The 17,668-nt window shown below is 57.0% G+C and carries 16 protein-coding genes and 1 pseudogene; 10 read left to right on the top strand and 7 right to left on the bottom strand.

The window, feature by feature from the left end:
* Window positions 1-339: pseudogene (psaA, locus tag IGS51_RS20285) on the bottom strand (photosystem I core protein PsaA); the annotation flags it as partial.
* Window positions 340-490: 151 nt separating this feature from the next.
* Here psaA and IGS51_RS20280 point away from each other — a divergent pair.
* The 7 genes from IGS51_RS20280 (at window position 491) to rsmA (ending at window position 7,799) form a co-directional block, all read left to right on the top strand.
* Entirely contained in the window at window positions 491-784 is a 294-nt protein-coding gene (locus IGS51_RS20280) for a hypothetical protein (RefSeq protein ID WP_297080585.1), read from the top strand.
* A 548-nt stretch (window positions 785-1,332) separates the two neighbouring features.
* Complete coding sequence (locus IGS51_RS20275; RefSeq protein ID WP_297080584.1) at window positions 1,333-3,474, top strand: DUF6130 family protein; 2,142 nt, start codon at window positions 1,333-1,335, stop codon at window positions 3,472-3,474.
* A gap of 355 nt (window positions 3,475-3,829) precedes the next feature.
* On the top strand, window positions 3,830-4,105 hold the full coding sequence (locus IGS51_RS20270) for an Asr1405/Asl0597 family protein (RefSeq protein WP_225910599.1): 276 nt from the start codon (window positions 3,830-3,832) through the stop codon (window positions 4,103-4,105).
* A gap of 7 nt (window positions 4,106-4,112) precedes the next feature.
* The gene (locus IGS51_RS20265) at window positions 4,113-4,760 is read left to right on the top strand and encodes a (2Fe-2S) ferredoxin domain-containing protein (protein ID WP_297080583.1); all 648 of its coding nucleotides are present in this window, start codon (window positions 4,113-4,115) and stop codon (window positions 4,758-4,760) included.
* A gap of 570 nt (window positions 4,761-5,330) precedes the next feature.
* Entirely contained in the window at window positions 5,331-6,125 is a 795-nt protein-coding gene (locus IGS51_RS20260; RefSeq protein ID WP_297080582.1) for a hypothetical protein, read from the top strand.
* A gap of 460 nt (window positions 6,126-6,585) precedes the next feature.
* Window positions 6,586-6,921 (top strand): hypothetical protein, encoded by a 336-nt coding sequence (locus IGS51_RS20255; protein ID WP_205370340.1) that lies wholly within the window; start codon window positions 6,586-6,588, stop codon window positions 6,919-6,921.
* 50 nt (window positions 6,922-6,971) lie between these two features.
* Entirely contained in the window at window positions 6,972-7,799 is an 828-nt protein-coding gene (rsmA, locus tag IGS51_RS20250) for a 16S rRNA (adenine(1518)-N(6)/adenine(1519)-N(6))-dimethyltransferase RsmA (RefSeq protein ID WP_297080581.1), read from the top strand.
* 327 nt (window positions 7,800-8,126) lie between these two features.
* On the opposite strand, the gene IGS51_RS20245 is transcribed toward rsmA, so the two are convergent.
* Complete coding sequence (locus IGS51_RS20245; RefSeq protein ID WP_297080580.1) at window positions 8,127-8,570, bottom strand: hypothetical protein; 444 nt, start codon at window positions 8,568-8,570, stop codon at window positions 8,127-8,129.
* A 295-nt stretch (window positions 8,571-8,865) separates the two neighbouring features.
* Here IGS51_RS20245 and IGS51_RS20240 point away from each other — a divergent pair, with 295 nt between their 5' ends.
* Entirely contained in the window at window positions 8,866-9,399 is a 534-nt protein-coding gene (locus IGS51_RS20240) for a peptidase C15 (protein WP_297080579.1), read from the top strand.
* 70 nt (window positions 9,400-9,469) lie between these two features.
* Entirely contained in the window at window positions 9,470-10,774 is a 1,305-nt protein-coding gene (locus IGS51_RS20235) for a DUF3370 domain-containing protein (RefSeq protein ID WP_367279392.1), read from the top strand.
* Between the two features lie 829 nt (window positions 10,775-11,603).
* Here IGS51_RS20235 and IGS51_RS20230 read toward each other — a convergent pair.
* Window positions 11,604-12,503 carry a DUF3365 domain-containing protein gene (locus tag IGS51_RS20230; protein WP_316790047.1) on the bottom strand — a complete coding sequence of 300 codons (900 nt, stop codon included), beginning with the start codon at window positions 12,501-12,503 and terminating at the stop codon, window positions 11,604-11,606.
* An 87-nt stretch (window positions 12,504-12,590) separates the two neighbouring features.
* Between IGS51_RS20230 and IGS51_RS20225 the strand changes: the two genes are divergently transcribed.
* The gene (locus IGS51_RS20225) at window positions 12,591-13,478 is read left to right on the top strand and encodes a PhnD/SsuA/transferrin family substrate-binding protein (RefSeq protein WP_297080576.1); all 888 of its coding nucleotides are present in this window, start codon (window positions 12,591-12,593) and stop codon (window positions 13,476-13,478) included.
* Between the two features lie 43 nt (window positions 13,479-13,521).
* Here the strand turns inward: IGS51_RS20225 and IGS51_RS20220 are convergent, their stop codons facing one another.
* The 4 genes from IGS51_RS20220 to IGS51_RS20205 form a co-directional block, all read right to left on the bottom strand.
* Window positions 13,522-14,403: an SMP-30/gluconolactonase/LRE family protein gene (locus tag IGS51_RS20220; RefSeq protein WP_297080575.1), complete on the bottom strand. Its 882-nt coding sequence runs from the start codon at window positions 14,401-14,403 to the stop codon at window positions 13,522-13,524.
* Between the two features lie 154 nt (window positions 14,404-14,557).
* Entirely contained in the window at window positions 14,558-15,367 is an 810-nt protein-coding gene (locus tag IGS51_RS20215; protein WP_297080574.1) for a glucose 1-dehydrogenase, read from the bottom strand.
* A 302-nt stretch (window positions 15,368-15,669) separates the two neighbouring features.
* Window positions 15,670-16,908: an MFS transporter gene (locus IGS51_RS20210; protein WP_297080573.1), complete on the bottom strand. Its 1,239-nt coding sequence runs from the start codon at window positions 16,906-16,908 to the stop codon at window positions 15,670-15,672.
* 134 nt (window positions 16,909-17,042) lie between these two features.
* Window positions 17,043-17,237: a hypothetical protein gene (locus IGS51_RS20205; RefSeq protein WP_172353581.1), complete on the bottom strand. Its 195-nt coding sequence runs from the start codon at window positions 17,235-17,237 to the stop codon at window positions 17,043-17,045.
* Window positions 17,238-17,668 lie beyond the last annotated feature (431 nt).

Below are 17,668 nucleotides of genomic sequence, written 5' to 3'. Positions count from 1 at the left end.
ACTAGGCTTGATGCCTGTGGGGTTGGTTAGCCAAGCTTCATAGTTTGAAAACTTAGCGCCGTGGAAATACATCCCGCTCAGCCAGATGAAGATCACTGCAAGGTGACCAAAGTGAGCGCTGAAGATTTTACGGGAGATATCCTCTAAGTCGCTGGTATGACTATCAAAATCGTGAGCGTCCGCATGAAGGTTCCAAATCCAAGTGGTGGTTTTGGGGCCCTTCGCCAACGTGCGGTCGAAGTGTCCCGGCTTGGCCCATAGCTCAAAAGAGGTAGGAACCGGGTCTTTGTCAACCGTCACCTTGACCTTCGCTTCTCGCTCCCGTGGGGTAGTTGTCATTAGAGACTCTCCTCTCTCTAGACAAGGAACGAAAATTAATCCAAACCCAGATGCCGCTTTCGCAGCAAGCCTCCCCGCTCACCACCGATCGCCGATGATGATAGCCAGGCATATAAGACCCAGGGGGAGCGTGTAAACCGCTTTACGGCAAATGCCTTGGCAGCAAAGCTTTCAAGCAGTTGGGGAAGTGGGGGAGGAACGTCGCGATCGCCCCTGGCAAGGGCCAAAACAGCGACAGGACGTGACCTGGGTAGGTTTCTTAGAGATTATAGTGCTGTGTTTAGCCCAAGTTTCACGGCTATTAACAATAATTCAAGATGGGAAAACTTTGATTGATCCTGCGTTTCACGGACAGCAGGACGCAAAAGATGGCCCGTTTGTGGCCGAATATTTACAAATCGAAATGCTTAATCATAAACCAATCCTAAGCATAGAAAAGTCGTGAGGAAAGAGCGCGGAAGAATCTCAGAGTAGTGTGGGATACGATCGCCCAATTCCTCGACAGACCTAGCTTTTGTTTTTTGACGAGGCAGGTATAAGACACAAGAATTAATGCCATTAAAAATTCTCGATTTTGTCTCGATCTTGTCTTGATGCTGTTGTGACTGGCGATCGCCCATCCCCACACAAATTCTCGTGCAAGAGATAAGCGCAGCCTTATAGATCGTTTGCGCCTTTCTCATCTGCGGTTTTCCGGGGCGTTCGCTGCGGATGCTCCGGGTTTTGATGTCCGAGGAGCGCGATAGGCGCTATGCCAGGCGCTACATGAATCGCGTTGTTTGGCGTGCGAGGCAGAGCAGAATTTGCTCTGGGAGAGAGGGGAAGCGGTATAGTTCCCTATGGATAGACTCAATTCATTTTGTTTGCAGGGAACGTGCTAGCTCGCTGAAGCTGAACGCTGGCTAGCCTTCCTGGAATGGCGATCGCACAGGAGTGAGGCGCGTGGTGATGCAGCGGATACGGCAATGGGGCAAATGCCTGGTGATCTTGGGTTTGGTCACAATCTTAGGGTTGGGATCGGTCGCCTGTGGCGAAAAGCCTACCCGTAAGGGCGATCGCCCCTCTACCAGTCTCAATAGTCCCCGTCCCAGCAGTATTTCCGAAGTGCCGCCGCCAGCCCTGCTGCAAGACCTACGCCCTTTGTTAGAAAACTATCAGCCGCAGGTCAAAATCCTCAGCCCGCGCCCGGACGAGGTGCTGCAAGACGACAAAGTTTCCGTCAAGGTGCAGGTTAACGACTTGCCGATCTTTAAGGACAAAACGCTGGGGCTGGGGCCACATGTCCATGTGATTTTGGACAACTCGCCCTACAAAGCGCTGTATGACGCTGCTGAGCCGATTGTGTTTGAGGGGCTGGAACCAGGGACGCATACCGTGAGGGCGATCGCCTCTCGTCCCTGGCACGAACTCTTCAAAAACGACGGAGCCTTTGCCCAGGTTACGTTCCACGTTTATGCAAAAACGCCGGACAATCGACCCATCCGCAATCAACCCCTGCTTACCTACAGCCGTCCCGTCGGCAGCTACGGTGCAGAACCCGTGATGCTGGACTTTTTCCTGACCAATGTGCCGCTGCACATCATTGCCCAGTCCAGCGAAGACGACGACATTCCCGACTGGCGAATTCGCGCCACGGTCAACGGCGAGAGCTTCCTGATCGACCAGTGGCAGCCGATCTATCTGAAGGGGCTGAAACCCGGCAAAAACTGGGTGCAGCTAGAGCTTTTGAACGAAGACGGGGAACCGATTCCCAATGCGTTCAACAATACCGTCCGCGTCATCACCTATGAACCGGGCGGCACAGACACATTAGCCAAGCTGGTGCGCGGCGACCTGACCCTGGACGAGGCCCGCGCCATCGTTGACCCCAACTACAAGCCCGCCCCGAAACCATTGCCCTCGCCCATTGTGAAGGAATCGCCCGCGCCAACGCCTGCGGTGCCCCCTGTCCAAGAATCGCCCGCGCCCGTACCAGCGCCCGCAAAACTAGCTCCTTCGCCTGCCCCTGCTCCAGAACTTGAACAACCCAAGGCGGCAGAACCCAAGGCGACCCCCCCGGAAGCGGTATCCCCTCGAAAATCAGGTTCCAGAGTGTTAGAGCCAGCGGTATCGCCCACTCCCAAGGCGATCGCCCCAGAGCCTTCGCCCAGCCCACGCCAATCGTCGCCCGCTGTGGTAGAGCCAGTGCCGACCCCAGTGCCGACCCCAGTGCCGACCCCAATGCCGACCCCAGTGCTAGCTCCCACACCAGCCGCCGAACCCAGCCCTGTGCCTGTCCGCCCAGCGCGATTCCCGCAGGGATCGCTTCGCGAATCGCCCAAAGCAAAGAAAGTCCAGGAAACCGCGCCTGCATCACCGACACCCGTGGCTCCTCCAGCGGCGACCCCCAGCCCCCAGCCCAACCTGCCAGAGCCAGTGAAAGAGCCAGTGAAAGAGCCAGTGAAAGAGCCAGGGGAGCCAAAGCCGTCCGGTCGAGAGCCATCGGATTTGGAGCCATCTGGCAAAACGCCGGCCCCCAACTCCGCAAAAGTGCCGCCGCCGACTCGCGCGACTGAGTCAGCGCCTACAGTGACTCCAGCGCCCAGAGTGTCCCCCGTGCCCGCCATGCCAACTCCGGAGCCAAGCGTCATCCCAGAGCCGTTGCCAAGTCCCCCTGCCCAGCCTGCTCCAACCCCGTCTGTGCTGCGGGAACTAGAAGAGCAGGTGCAGGAGCAAGTGCAGGAGTTGCCTGCGCCCAGCCCCACACCGCGCGTCAGCCGGCCCGCCCAGCCCAAGCCCAAGAGCTACTTGGGCAGCCTGCGCGATCGCCTGCGGGAGGTTCAGTCTTCAGCCAGCACCAAGGTTGAGGCGCTGCAAGAGTCGCTCCAGTCGGGTGTGAAAGAGTTGCAGGAGTCTGTTAAATCCAAACCTGCTAGCTCCAAGCCTGCTAAATCCAAACCTGCGGAGCCGCCCAGCGCCCGACCCAGCCCGCGACCAGAGTCGATTAGCCCTCCTGCACAGCCTGCGCCACTTTCGGAGCCAACTGCGCCGCCGGAGCCGGTTGATTTAGCGCCAGTAGAGCGATCGCCCCTGCCGGATTTGGTCGCCCCTGCCGCGCCAGAGCGCCTCCCCTTTGAAGAGGAGTCAGAGGAGTGAGGAATTTCTATCACATACTGACTTAGAATTTAGATCAATCTTGGAAGTAAGTTTTAATCCAGAAAATCGCTGAAACAACCGTTTGAATAGGCTTTCAGCCTTGTTCAGGTGGCGAATTCGACGATTTGCTAATGAAAATAGTTTGCAAAAAGATCCAGTGAGCGTCTATCCTGGGAATAGGAGCTATTGACTTTTGTTGTCAATAGAGAGCTGGCTATTGATGTATAGAGCGCTGGTTACGGGGTGCTGCTGATAAAGCTCCCAGATAAAGCTCACAGAGCGCTCTCTAGGCGTGCTTTAAGCACTCGTTGCCCTTCCTTCTGCAAATCTTCACTGACCTGCTGACGCTGGATTGATGAACCCGACCTCCCCCCTAACTGCCGAAACCACGGCCGATTCCGACGCTTCAAGACTGCCAGCGATCGCTATATCTCGGGGCGATCGCTGGCAAGTCTACCACCGCCTCCGAGATCTCGATATTCCGGCATACTGTTTTCCAGATGGGATGCTTCGGGCCGACGTTTCTACGCCCTTGGCTGCCCTCCAGGTGAGGAGCGTGATTTACCAAATCACTGCCTCTCGCAAGGATTTAGTTGAACTATTAGACCGCTGCTGGCGCGTCAAGGGGTAATTCACTTATGGGCCACAAAAGCGAAAAAACACCGTTTCAGATCGAAGGTCGATTTCTAGGACTGTTGGTAAAAGACGGCTACAAGATTAAGGGATTGCGCCTGTCTACAGCGGTTGGAGAACTGTACATTAAGCTGTCGAAAGAAGCGCGGGCAAGCTGTCAGCGGGTGCTAGTGCCAGGTGAGTGGCTCCAGGTCAGCGGCTATCAGCAGTTAGACTATGGCGAGGGGATGGTCAAGTTTAAGGCAGACCATATTCGGGTTGCGTCGCCCAGCGCTGACTTGGCAGGTTTTGAGCGAGCAAGCCGTGGCTTAGAACAGGCTATCCCGGCCCGGCCTCCGGCGCAGCCAGCGGCTTCTGCTCCCAGCGCTAGTGGCACGATTTTATTTTGTCAAAAGTCGGACTGCTGCAAGCGCGGCGGCTGGGCCGTCACCGAGGCAATTCAGCAAGCCTTGGGCGATCGCCAGCTTGAGGGGCAGGTCAAGCTGAAGGGGACGGGCTGCATGAAACAGTGCAAAGCCGGGCCAAACGTCATCATCAACAAAACGCGCTACAGCCGAATCCGTCCAGAAGACGTGCCGCAGATTATCGATCGCCACTTCCCGGCAGCCGCAGACGAACCAACTTCGGCGATCGCCGACCGTGGCCAGTGTTAAGCCTCTATGCTTCCTGCATTGCCAATCGAAAGCGCTATCGGGCTGAAGGAAGGCCCCCAACAGCCCAAACTAGAGATTTTTGAGAATCGCAGAGCATTGCAGAGCATTGCTGAAATCTAGCGCTGCTCAATGGGTAGCCTTATTATCGACCTCATAATCTCCTCATTATCTGATGTTGAATAGATGGTTCAACCAGGCTCTCAGCGTCGGGCGCATCCCAGTTCTGCAAATTCGCCCTCATCCCCCAGCCCCTTCTCCCGTTTTGGGAGAAGGGGAGCCGGATTAGAAGTCCCTCTCCCAGAGCGGGAGAGGGATTTAGGGTGAGGGTTACAAAAGTGGAATGCACTCTCAGCGTCCTCTTATCTTTCCTTATCTTTCTCTTATGGCGCTTTTAACCAGCCATCATTTCACTGTCATCCACTGCATCCATCATGAATAGCAGGCTGAATGCCTAAAGATCCTTGATAGGAACGCAAGCCAGAACGTAGTGCTGATGGCTTTTGTTCACTCATGCAGATACTTTGCTTTAGCCAAGCTGCGTTGTGATGTTGATTTTGGAGATGACTTGAGATGAATACGCTAGAACACAAAAAGCTAGAAAGTCGAAATCTGTGGATGGGCGCTGCCCTAGCGCTCGCTGCCGGATTGACCCTTGCCCCTAGCGCGATCGCCCTGCCTGAGGCCGGACTCGCCTCCTCCTCCGCTTCCTCGATCCTGGTTGCCCAAGCCCTGACCAGCACAACCGGAACCGTGATCGATGCCGACCCCCGTGAAGACACGGTTCGCCTGAGACTCTCGGATGGCAGTATCCGCATGTTTTCTCTGTCTGCCCAGGAACAGCGTCAGCTTGGGCTAGAGCGGGGTGCCGACGTGATGCTGACAATGAGCGGCAACCGCATCATCACCATGACTCGCCTGATTTCTTCTTCCCCGGAGACAAGCACTACTGCGACCGTTGTGGATGCTGACCCCCGTGAAGACACCGTGCGGCTGAGACTGGCAGACGGCAGCATCCGCATGTTCTCGCTGGCTGCCCAAAAGCAAGGTCAGTTGGGACTGTCCCCCGGTGCAGAAGTGATGTTGACGATGAGTGGCGATCGCATTGTCACCATGATGCGGATGGTTTCGGTGCAGCCCTTAGAACAAGTTGAGGCCACGATCGTCGAGCTAACCCCCCGTCTCGATCGCATCCGAGTCCGTCTGGCCGATGGCTCGATTCGTCTGCTGTCCCTTTCGGTTCAGGATCAGGCTCGTTTGGGGCTGCGGAATGGCTCGGCCGTGACCTTGACCACTCGCGGCAACCGGATTGAGACGATGACTTCCAATAACCAGGTTGCAACCGTAACTGACCCAGGTCAGTCCTGAGGATTTGCCCTCAGTGTTTCTACTCCGACGGTACGGTAGCGGACGACTGGGACGTAAAACATTCAGGAGAAACTCCCAGGAGGAACTCCCGAAAAACTCCCCAAGTTTCGCTTAGTCCCGGTTTCTATCCGATTCACAGCAGCATTATGGATCAAGAGCTTTGGCTTTGATCCCTTGATCTCTGGAATAGCCTCTGGAATAGCCCGTGATAGATTGTTTGCTTGACTTCCGAAAATCGTTGTACAGCCTCTCTGTGCAGCGATTTTTTCATGCCGTGTTGTAGGGCAAATCTCTCCAACTATAATCCTCTAATCTTTAACCCTGATCCAATCCTCTAATCTTTAACCCTGATCCAATTCTTTTCTTCTTGCCTTTCAGGAAGTAGATTGGCGCAACATACTACAGGTGTATTACGATAGGGCCAGTTCTTTTAGGAGGCTTTACAAGGAGGCCCTAGACAATGCAAACCCTAAACCGCACATCGACCACAGAAATGGAAGTGACCAGCATCCGGCTAGAGCGATCGCTCAAGGAGCGGCTCAAAGAAATTGCCGGAAGCCAGGGCTATCAGGCGTTAATTCGGGAGGTGCTGTGGCGCTATGTGCAGCAAAAAAGCGGTGAGGCCCCATCCCTCCTGTCGCGGGACGAGATTCAATCCAGCGTCGCGGCGATCGCCCATCAAGAAACCCACTGCGCCCTCACAGGCACCTTGATCAAGCCCCGCCAACAAATGCTATTGGGGCTGACGCTTCAGGGAGACATGGTGCCCCTCAGTGTGGGAAGCTTGGACTCTTAGCCAAGACGATGGGCTAAGAATCTGGGCAAATATTTTATCGACGGCTGCCGATGGCTCCTCGCACGCGAAAACAATTTGGGCAACACTGGCTCCGCAGCGATCGCACGCTTCAGCAAATTGTGGACGCTGCCAGCCTATCAGAGGGCGATCGCGTCTTGGAAATTGGCCCCGGCACGGGCATTCTGACGCGCCGCCTCTTGCCCCTGGCCGCTGCGGTGGTGGCGGTAGAAATCGACCGCGACCTGTGCAAGCTGCTGGCCAAGCAATTGGGGGAAACGCCCAATTTCCTGCTGCTGCAAGGAGATTTTCTGTCGCTGGATCTGGACGCGCTGCTGGCCAATTTTCCCCAGTTTCAGCAGCCCAACAAGGTCGTTGCCAATATTCCCTACAACATCACCGGGCCGATTTTGGAGCGACTGCTGGGCAGCATTGCCGCACCCAATCCGCGCCCGTTTGACTCGATTGTGCTGCTGCTGCAAAAGGAAGTGGGCGATCGCCTCTGCGCCAGCCCCAGCAGCAAGGTCTACGGCGCGTTGTCGGTGCGGGTGCAGTATCTTGCCCAGTGCGATCGCATCTGCCACGTCCCCGCCAGCGCCTTTCATCCGCCGCCTAAGGTCGATTCCGTCGTTGTGCGCTTGACCCCGCGCCCGTTTGCCCCCGCCGCCGCCGATCCCCACCGTCTGGATCGGCTGGTGAGGCTGGGCTTTGCCACCCGCCGCAAAATGCTCCGCAATACGCTGCACTCTGCGGTGGACAAGGAGGCGCTAGGGCTGCTGCTGGAGCAACTAGGGCTGAATCCCCAGGCCCGCGCCGAAGACCTGAGCGTGGCGGATTGGGTGGCAGTCAGCAACGGACTGGGGGTGTCGGAGGGGGAATGAGCAGTGGTTTGGCAAAAAATAGCCCGACGATTGGTCAGGCTGTGAGCAAGTATCAATGTCTTGATAGGTTACGCAAGGTGCAACTTTGCCGATCCCCCTCACCCTGAATCCCTCTCCCAGAGCGGGAGAGGGACTCCTATCCTCTCTTGCTCCCCTTCTCCCGACCTGGGAGAAGGGGCTGGGGGATGAGGGCAGCTTGAAATTTGCACACACGTTGGTCTGGTCTAGACAGGTTGGTCTAGCCAGGTTGAATGAAAATGAACGCTAGGGGCGATCGCCCCATGCATAAGCCCACTGGCAAATCTACTGGCAAGCCTACTGGCAAACCTACTTGCGGCCTGCGGGTTCTGCGTCCAGATCTTCTACAGACGGGCGCTCTAGGGCGATCGCTGGAACGACGATGGCAAAGGGCTTTTCTTCGATAAAGCTTTCTTCAGCAACCGCTTCAGCCGCCGCATCGGGCGCGACCACGGGCTGGAGCTTGCGGGCGCGGTAGGCCTTGAGGGCAAAGGCTCCCCCTGCGAGGGCGGCGATCGCCGCAATACCGCCACCCAGCAGGCTCATCCGGTTCGCGCTGGGCGACTGGCTGAGGGTGTCAACGGGCGTAGAAGGGGTATCCGTCAGCGTGGTCGTGGAATTAAATTTGGCAAAACCGCAGGGCGACGCAGCCGCAGGCAGAGAGAGGATGGCAGTGCCCGCCAGTGCCACGGCGGAAGCCGCCGACAGAGCAGACAGTTTCAGGCTACGGTTCAGGCTTGCATTCAAGCTCATGCTGTCCTCCAAGGGGGTTAAAGGCGTTTAGTATCGTAACCACACGGAAATTACAGACCAGTTTACGGAAGTTGAGAAATTTTGCAATTTATCTCTCAGCTTTAATCATTTGGCGTTTGGCGCAATGCTGCCAGAAGCGTCCTGCCAGAAGCGTCCTGTCTGATGTAAATCCGATGTAAATCTGATGTAAAACGGATAGGGCGATCGCCCTTCCCCGGTTCTATGACTCGAATGCTGGGACTCGAAATGCTGTGACTCGAAATTCTAGGACTCGAATGCTGGGACTCGAAATGCTGTGACTCGAAAAATCCTGCTCACGTCGTTTACCACCTGGAAACCCGAACAGCCTTCCAACTCGTCGGATGATTTGTTGGCGGATCTGTTGCAGTGCGATTTGGACTTTCTGGACTCGCTGCATGTCCTGCGGCGGCTACCTGTTGACTTTGAGCAAGCACCCAAGCTGGCGATCGCCCACATCCAGCAAGTCCAGCCCGATTTGGTCGTCTGCTGCGGTATGGCAGAAACGCGCGATCGCCTGACGCTGGAGGTGCAGGCGGTACAGGGCGATTCGCAAAGCGACCCCCACGGGCATCGCATCCTGAAAACGTCCCTCGACCTGCCGCGCCTCGCCGCCGACCTGCCCCACACCGACCTCAGCTACGATGCCGGACGCTTCGTGTGCAACGCGCTCTACTTCTCCCTGCTGGAACACGCCCAGACCACCCAGCGTCCCTGCCTGTTTGTCCACATTCCCGTCCTCACCCCCGCCAACCGCCTGCCCATTCTGCAAGACTTCTGCCAGGTTCTCCATCGCCTGATTCACCTCTAGTCCCGACTAAGCTGTGCTATTTTTTCCCCTACTACTTACGCCTCCAGTCCTCGCCCAAGCGCCCGCCCCCATGCCCCAGGAAATCGTCGTGCCACGGGAGGTGCGCCCTCTGCCGGGGCAGCTTGACGACACGCTCCAGTTCAACAGCAATAGCCCGGAACTGGTCGGCTCGGAGGGCATTTTGCTTTCAACCTTTCCGCCTGCGGGCAAGCAGCACCCCGCCGCCCATCTGGATGTGCCGCTGGCGGGGCGGTTTGATGTGTTTGCCCATCATGTGTTTCGGGCGGTGTCGCCGGATAATCTCACCAGCCTGTATCTTGGCATTGTGCTGCACAATCCAGGTTCCCAACCCGTGACGATTCAGGTGATGAGCGCCGCCAGCTACCTGAGCCAGCCCGATGCGCCGTTTATCACCCTGCCAGGATGGGTAGAAAATCCCGATGGCAGCGTGTTTGCCGGACCGGGCAGCCGCGCCATGAGCGACGTGCTGCGGGGGCGGCGCAGCGAGGTCTTTCCCGATCGCCTGGTGATTCCGCCGGGGGGCTATCAACTGCTGCTGAATGCGCCGATCCCGGTGGCGACGCTCGACCCGCCGCTAAATGGCCGCTCGACTCTGGCGCGGCTGCGGAGTGATGGCCCGGTGTATGCTGCGAGTTTGGCCCTGTTTGCTCGCCGCGATGCCGATGGAAACGAGCAAGCGCCGACGCTGGAAGACTGGGTAAGCCTGCTGGCAACAGGAGATTTGGCAGTGCCGCGCGATCGCCCCCCCACTCCACCGGGCGAACCGGGGGCAATCATCTACGGGCGGGTGGCAGGCGTGGCGCAGGGATCTCGCTGGGCTGCGCGAATCACAGACGAACCCAACGGCCCCCACCTCAGCATTCCACCCGCAGGCACGGGCGTTTCGTACCCGTTGAGCAGCTTGGTGGCGGGGCGACTGGGCACGGGCCAAACCCAGACTGCGCCGCTGATCGTGCGCTACGACGACACCGCCTACGCCGCCCACGGCAACTACGCCGTAGAGTATGACCTGGCGCTGCCGCTGCATAACCCGACGAACCAATTGCAGCGGGTGGCGATCGCCCTGCAAACCCCCATCAAAGAAGACACCCTCAGCCAGAACGGGCTACGCTTTTTTGACCCATTGCCAACGCAGACCTTCTTTCGCGGCACGGTGCGGGTGCGCTTTTTCGACAGCCGAGGGCTAAACCGCACGCGCTATGTGCATCTGGTGCATCGACGGGGCGATCGCAGCGCTCCCCTGGCCGTCCTTGACCTGCCGCCGGGGGGTCGTCGGTTTGTGCAGGTGACGTTCCTCTACCCGCCCGACGCAACCCCGCCGCAAGTGCTGACATTGCAAACTCTTAGGGATTAGTGAGAGCGAAATCAATACAAGACATTAAGCTTTCCCCCGATATTGATTTAATTCAGTAAAATTGAATACAGAAAGTAAGTTTGAAATAGCCATTCCGTTTCCCGAAATTGCTTGCCGGAACGTTGTATCTAATGGTGTACCCAGTATCTAGTACCCGTGTCTAGTACCCAGTACCTAACGGTGTACCCAAGCAGCCAGCGCGAATCGTCAGTACGAATAGCTAGCACAAATAGCTAGGACGAGCGGCCAGCGTTGTGTCTAGTTCCGTGACTCATTCTCTGTGACTCATTCATAGATTCATAGAGCTTGGTTTTTATAGAGGCTGGTTACGCACGGTGATTCCTCGGAATCGCTATCGCAACTGCCTAAGTTCTCGCATCGGGGAGCGATCGCGCTATCTGCGCTTGCCTACTTTCGCCACACCAGCTTTCTGCTGATCTCACGGGCATTTCCCGCATTGTTCGCTTCAACAGATTTCCAGAACTATTCAGAGAAAAATTAGGAGAGTAAAAAATGCCTACCGATGTTTCCACTGGCCTCGCCATCATTGCCATCGTCTGCCTTGCTTCGGCTGCCCTGTCGCCCGTGCTGATGTGGATTCTGCCCGATCGCACTCGCGTTGAAAAAGCATAGGCTTGACCTGTTTGGTGTTCTTCGCTGATCCCTGGCTTCTGTAGAGGCTGGGGATTCGTTTTTCTAGCGTTTCTAAGTGCTTGCCCGCGGGCGCATCCCAGTTCTGCAAGTTTGCCCTCATCCCCCCAGCCCTTCTCCCGCTTTGGGAGAAGGGAGCCGGATTGGAAGCCCCTAATCCAAAATCGATATACCTTTCCTACTCCCGCTGTCCCAGCATTTCCATCGCCATGCTGAGACTCGTCTTCATGCGGTTAAACGCCGCCGCGAGTTTGCCAATTTCGTCATTGGATTTTTGCTGAAAATCAGCATCCATATTGCCCAGGCTGATTTCGTTGGCGACGGTCGCCATGCCTTTGATTGGGTTAATGACGGCCCGACGCAGCAGCCAGTTCAGCAGCGACATCACCAGCAAAAACGCACCTGTAACGATGCCCATAAACAGCAGAAAGGCGCGGCGGGCGCTGTCGATCACGCCGCTGGCGGGGACAGAGATCATCTGTGCGCCGACGATTTCATTCAGTTGCCAGCCAAAGCCGTTTTCGCGGCCGTAGGTGGTGAGCTGACTCTTGGGCGCAGCTTCTGGGGTGCTGTGGCAGCGCAGACAGCTTTCTTTGGTGATGGCAATGGGTTTTGCCGTGTAGTAGAGCCGTCCCGCAGGCGACTGGCGATAGCCAGAGAGTTCTTTGAGATTGGCATTGCTGCGAAACTGCTCCACGATGGAGGCTTCAAAGGTGTCGGCTTTGTCGCGCAGGTTGGTGGGATTGAGCGTGGCTTCTTTGTAGAAAAAGTCGGTATATTCAGGGCTTTTTCGCAGGTTCTCAAACACTTCGCGGGCGGAATAACCTGGCACAGTTTGGGGCAAAAATTCCGCTTCCGTTTCCAGTCGGGGAGCCAGTTCTGGGTTGATCTGCTCGGAGGTATAGTCTCGGACAGCAAGCATGGTCTGCATCAGGATGTTGGCCTTGCCCACCACGGCTTGCTCGGCATCCCGGTTCAAAATGCGGGAAAAGGCTAGGCCGCTGAGGGCGATCGCCCCCAAAAACACTAGCAGCAGCAGCAAGTTAAACTTCCGGCTCAAGTTAAGGTTTTGCAACATTTGAAAAACCTGGAATCTGCCTATAATGCTTGATTCCAATGATATGGTTCGGATCGGGACATTCTGTTTTTTCGCCGGATTGCCTTAATGAATACCCTCTCTCGCCGCACGCTCCTGCGCCTGTCGAGTCGGGCAGTGCTAGCTCAAGGCATCATTGGACTTCTTGCTGCCTGCAACCGTCGAGACAATTCCACTGCGACTCGGTTGGATAAGTTAACCGTTGGTGTGGTGGCCTACGGCGAAGGCGCAACATCCATCGACCAATACCAGCCGTTTTTGGATTATTTGCAGGCTCAGACCAAAATGCTGGCAGAACTGGAGCCAGCCTATAACGAAGTAAAAGCCGTTGAGCAACTCCAGCGACAGGTCTGGTCTTTGGCCTTTGCGCCACCGGGTCTGGCGGCGATCGCCCTCTCCCGCGCCCAATACCTGCCGCTGTTTCCGCTGGAGGGGGTGAACAACCTCAGTTCCGTCCTAGTAGTGCGCGACGACAGCCTGATTCAAGACCTCAGCGATGTGAATAAAAGAATCGTGGCGCTGGGGCAGCCGGGGTCTGCGACGGGCTACTACGTGCCGCTGTATGAACTCTATGGCACCACGCCATCGGAAGTGCGGATCGCCTCCACCCCCGCTACCGTAATGGAGTGGTTGGCAAATCAGGAAGCCGACCTGGGCGCATTGGCCCGAGATGAGTTTGACCGACTGCGGCCACAGTTCAGCCCCGCAACCTTCCGAATTGTGCGAGCCAGCCGCCGCATCCCCTCCGGCTCCGTGCTGATCAGCCCCGCCGTCAACCGCAATCAGCAGGCGGTGATCCAAAAAGCCATGAGCGAGGTGCTGCCCACCCTTGCCCAGCAGGTCGGCTATATCCCCAATGCCGCGCCGCCCGATTACACCACGCTGATTGAATTCATCGAAAAGGTAAAGCCGATCGAGGCACACATTAACGAAAAGCCGGCCCGACTCTACGAATGAAGTAGCGTGAAGCAGCGAGTCAAGACGGACTGCAAGGACTGACCTATGCCCCCCCAAACCGATGGGCAGGTAGCCCTGCGGCATCCGTCCGCAAGCAGAACAAGTCGCCCGCATAAAAGCCCGCATGAATTTCCGCCTGGCTTAGTCCCACCGATGCCGTCGTAATATAGAGATCCGTTAGCCCTGCCCCGCCAAAAATGGGACAGGTGGGACGCTGCACGGGCAGCGGGATGCGCTCCAATTCTCGACCCGCAGCATCACACTTCACCACACACCAGCCATCCCACAGCGCCGACCAGAGATTGCCTTGGGTGTCGATTGCCAATCCATCGGGTTCTACGGGTTCATCGCCCAAATCCACCAGCACCCGGCGATCGCCAATCGTTCCCGTCGCCGCATCAAAGCGGTAGGCAAAAATCTTCCGCTGGGGCGAGTCCGTCAGATAAAAGGTATCGCCTGCCGGATTCCAGCCCAGTCCGTTAGAAATCGTCAAGCCCGTTTCCATTGTCTGCCAGGAGCCGTCTGGATCGTAGCGATACAGTGCGGCCTGCTGGGGTTCCGGGCTAATCGACCCAATCCAGAAGCGCCCCTGGGCATCGCATTTGCCGTCGTTGAAGCGCGTGCCAGGACAGTCGAACTCGGCGGTATACAGCGTGTGCTGCGTGCCCGACTGGGTATCCAGCAGCGCCAGCCGATTGCCAAGGGCCATCAAGATTTGCTGCTCCCCGGCCAGGGCGATCGCGCTGACCACATCACCCACGTCAAAGAAGCGATCGCGCCCCGTCGCTGGGTCAAACTGATGCACCCGATGGTTGTAGATATCCACCCAGTAGAGCAACTGAGCATCCCAGTCCCAAAGCGGACACTCTCCCAGACGGGCGCGGGCGTTGAAGACGTTTTGAACGGCAGTTGCAGTTGGATTCATGGGGCGCTGATTGGGGATTTTGGATTTGGGATTTTGGATTGGCGGCGATGGGCGGAAGAGTTGGGCAGATCGGGCGCTTTATTAGCCTTTGATTAACCTGATTACCGGATTAACCGGGTTTTCAGCGCCTTAGCTCCTCCGCCTTTGCTGCTCACTAAGCCGACCAGGCCTCGCGAAAATCGGCATATAGCGTCAAGCCACCGTCGATAAAGAGGGTTTGCCCGGTGATGTAGGCGGCTTCGTCCGAGGCCAAAAACGCCACGGCAGCGGCCATCTCGTCCGAGGTTCCGGCTCGACCCATTGGAATGTGGCTTTCCACCTGGGCACGTTTTTCTGCGTCTTCTGTCCAGGCGTTGTTGATGGGGGTAACGGTTGCGCCAGGGGCGATCGCATTCACCCGGATGCCCCGATCTGCGTACTCCAGCGCCAGGGTCTTGGTCATGTTTTCCATGCCGCCTTTGCTGATGGCGTAGGTGACGTAGAGGGGGCGGGGAATGATTTCATGGACGCTGGAAATGTTAATAATCACGCCAGACTGTCCCCGATCGAGCCAGTGCCGGATCGACTCTCGCGCACAGAGAAACGCGCCCCGCAGGTTTACGTTCAGGATGCGGTCAAAGTCTTCTGCGGTGACCTCGTGGGCAGGTTTCTCGGTTTGGATGCCTGCATTGTTGATGAGGATGTCGAGACTGCCCAACTTTTCTATCGTGGTGGCTATGATCTGGCGGATGTCATCCTCTTTGGACACGTCGCCCTGGATCAAGAGCGATCGCACGCCGCAGGCCTCCACCCCATCACAGGCTTTCTGCATGGCTTGAGTTTGGGTGTCTTGGGCTGCGTCTGGATTGCTGCGATAGTTGATTACAACGTTGCACCCCTCCTGCGCCAGCCGAATGGCGATCGCCTGCCCAATGCCTGAAGAGGCCCCCGTCACCAGGGCCGTTTTTCCTTGTAGTCCCTTCATAAAGCCTCGCTGTAAGTGGCGATGAGTAAATTTGGCGATGAGTAAATGGTGAAGGTGAAGCCGCAATCCACCCGCTCAAGGATCAAATTCGTTTAAGTCGTGCCTATCTAGCACTCCAAAAGCTCAGGGTCTAACTGGCAATCCAAAATCGCAAATCTAAAATCGAAAATCCACACAGGGGGATGGGATCGTCGATTCACGGCCTGTTCCAATGGCAATGCGCTTGGGGAGCGGAGGCGCAACCCTGTCTTCAAAAACCTCATTAGCCTACCCTTTTCGGCGTGTGCAGGAGTGTGTGCTGGTTAGCTTGGGGAATCTACGGCATAGATATCGTCCCCACGACCCAGCGCAAACCGTAGCGAGTGAGGCGCGTCCTTGGAGGACAGCGTGAGGAAGATGAGCAGGGCGATCGCCGTCAGCACCGCCGACCAGCCGAAAATTGCGCGAAAGCCCACTTGGTCGGACACTGCCCCCAGCACCGGCCCCGCCATCGCAATGCCGACATCAAACCCCACCATGCACAGGCTGAACATGCGACCCCGCTCGTTGGGCAATGCCCGATCGGCCATCAGCGCCGCCATCATGGGAATCAGAATACCCGCGCCGGCCCCTTCCAAAAAGCCGCCCAGCAAGAACTGCAACGTGCTGCTGGCCTGCCACAGCACCACCATCGAAAGGGTATACAGCACCAGGCTGAAGCTAATGAACGGGCCGCGTCCGTAGGAATCTGACGCTCGACCCACGGGCAGGCGAATCGTGAAGCTGGCGATCGCCGCTGCCGTATACAATAGCCCCACATTAAACGTCACACCCGACTCGGCCACCAGCAGCGGCACAAACGTCGTCAGCGCCCCAAACGATAGCCCCACCAGCAGCAGCACCAGCGCAGGCGTTCGCACCGCAGGATGAGCAAGCTGCAACCAGAAATTTTCGCGGCGATGGCGTTGAGTCGGTGGGTGCTTTTCAATGTGCGGCTCCCGAATCGGCAGCAACAGCGCCAATCCCAGTAGACCCAGCGCTGCCGATGCCAAAAACGTCGCCTGATAGCCCCAGGCAGCTTGCAAAAACCCGCCCATAGCTGGGCCCAGCCCCATGCCAATCGGGTTCACCAAGCTCATGTAGCCAATTAGCTCGCCGCGATGTTGGGGAGGAGACAGATCCACCACCAGCGCACTGTAGGCCAGCGCAAAGGCGGCAATGCTCAGCCCGTGAAAGGCCCGCACCGCCGCCAGTTGCACCATCGACTCGGCAAAAATGTAGATTAATGGGGCGATCGCCACCACAGCCATGCCCAACAGCAACGTAATCTTGCGTCCCCGATCATCGGCAAGCCGCGCCAACTGTGGCCGCGACCCCAATAGCCCAATGGCAAAACAGCCCATCACCAGCCCCACCATCTGCCCCGTCGCCCCAGACGACTGCACGTATAGCGGCAAAATCGGCAGCAGCGATGCCAGCGATGCCCAGAAGAGTAAACCCGCGACAAACAGCAACCCCAAGTTCCGCCGATCGGACGGGCAAAGCATCGAAAAAACTTTCAAATCGAAACCCCCTCAGCGATGGCGGCTCAGCCCCGATATAGCAGCCTTTCCTCTTCATCATAAGGCTACAATTCTTTAGACCTGGCAAATCGCTGAGGTAGCGGCCTCGTATTGAGAACCACAAGTCAGGAGGATTAAACCGAAATCGGCGCAGAGAGCTGGCGGATGCAGCCATCGCCAATCGCATCTTCTAGCAATGACAGCAACATGCGATCGCGCTGCGACAGGCTTCCTGAGGCAACCAAGTCGGCAATTCGAGCCTGCATTGCGGGCGACAACTCGCCAAACTCAAGCGCTGTGCGAACGCAAAACTCTAGGTCGTTTGTCACAGGTACACTCCAGTCCAACATGGCTGCACGGTCTTCAAGAAAACATAAAAGACGGGCGATCGCCCTCCGTAGTTTCCAATGGGTTACGCCCTCAAGGGGCTGCGGAATTCCCCTACGTAAATTAACGGAACCCAGAGTAAATAGGGCATGAATAGGGCAACTGTCAACGCATCCAATCCGCAAGATCAATGAATGACTCCGTTTCTACACCTAATCTTCAATGAAGTCCGGGGTTCGATCAAGGGGGCATGACCCTATTTTCACGGAGATGTGACTCCCGAAGCGGCTAGCTAGCGGCCCACTAGGGGTCGGCTTGGAGGGCGAATCGGGAGGGCAGCAGCGGTCAAAGTCAAGGTGGCGAGTTGGCAGGGCGATTGCCCTTCCCAGACCTCCCGAATATTCTTACCCCAAAAATCGTGCTGAACAGATGT

The sequence above is a fragment of the Thermoleptolyngbya sp. M55_K2018_002 genome, from assembly GCF_015295965.1.
GTDB classification, from domain to species: domain Bacteria; phylum Cyanobacteriota; class Cyanobacteriia; order Elainellales; family Elainellaceae; genus Thermoleptolyngbya; species Thermoleptolyngbya sichuanensis.
Note: the sequence above shows the minus strand (reverse complement) of the source record. Positions and strands in the feature narration are given on the sequence as shown.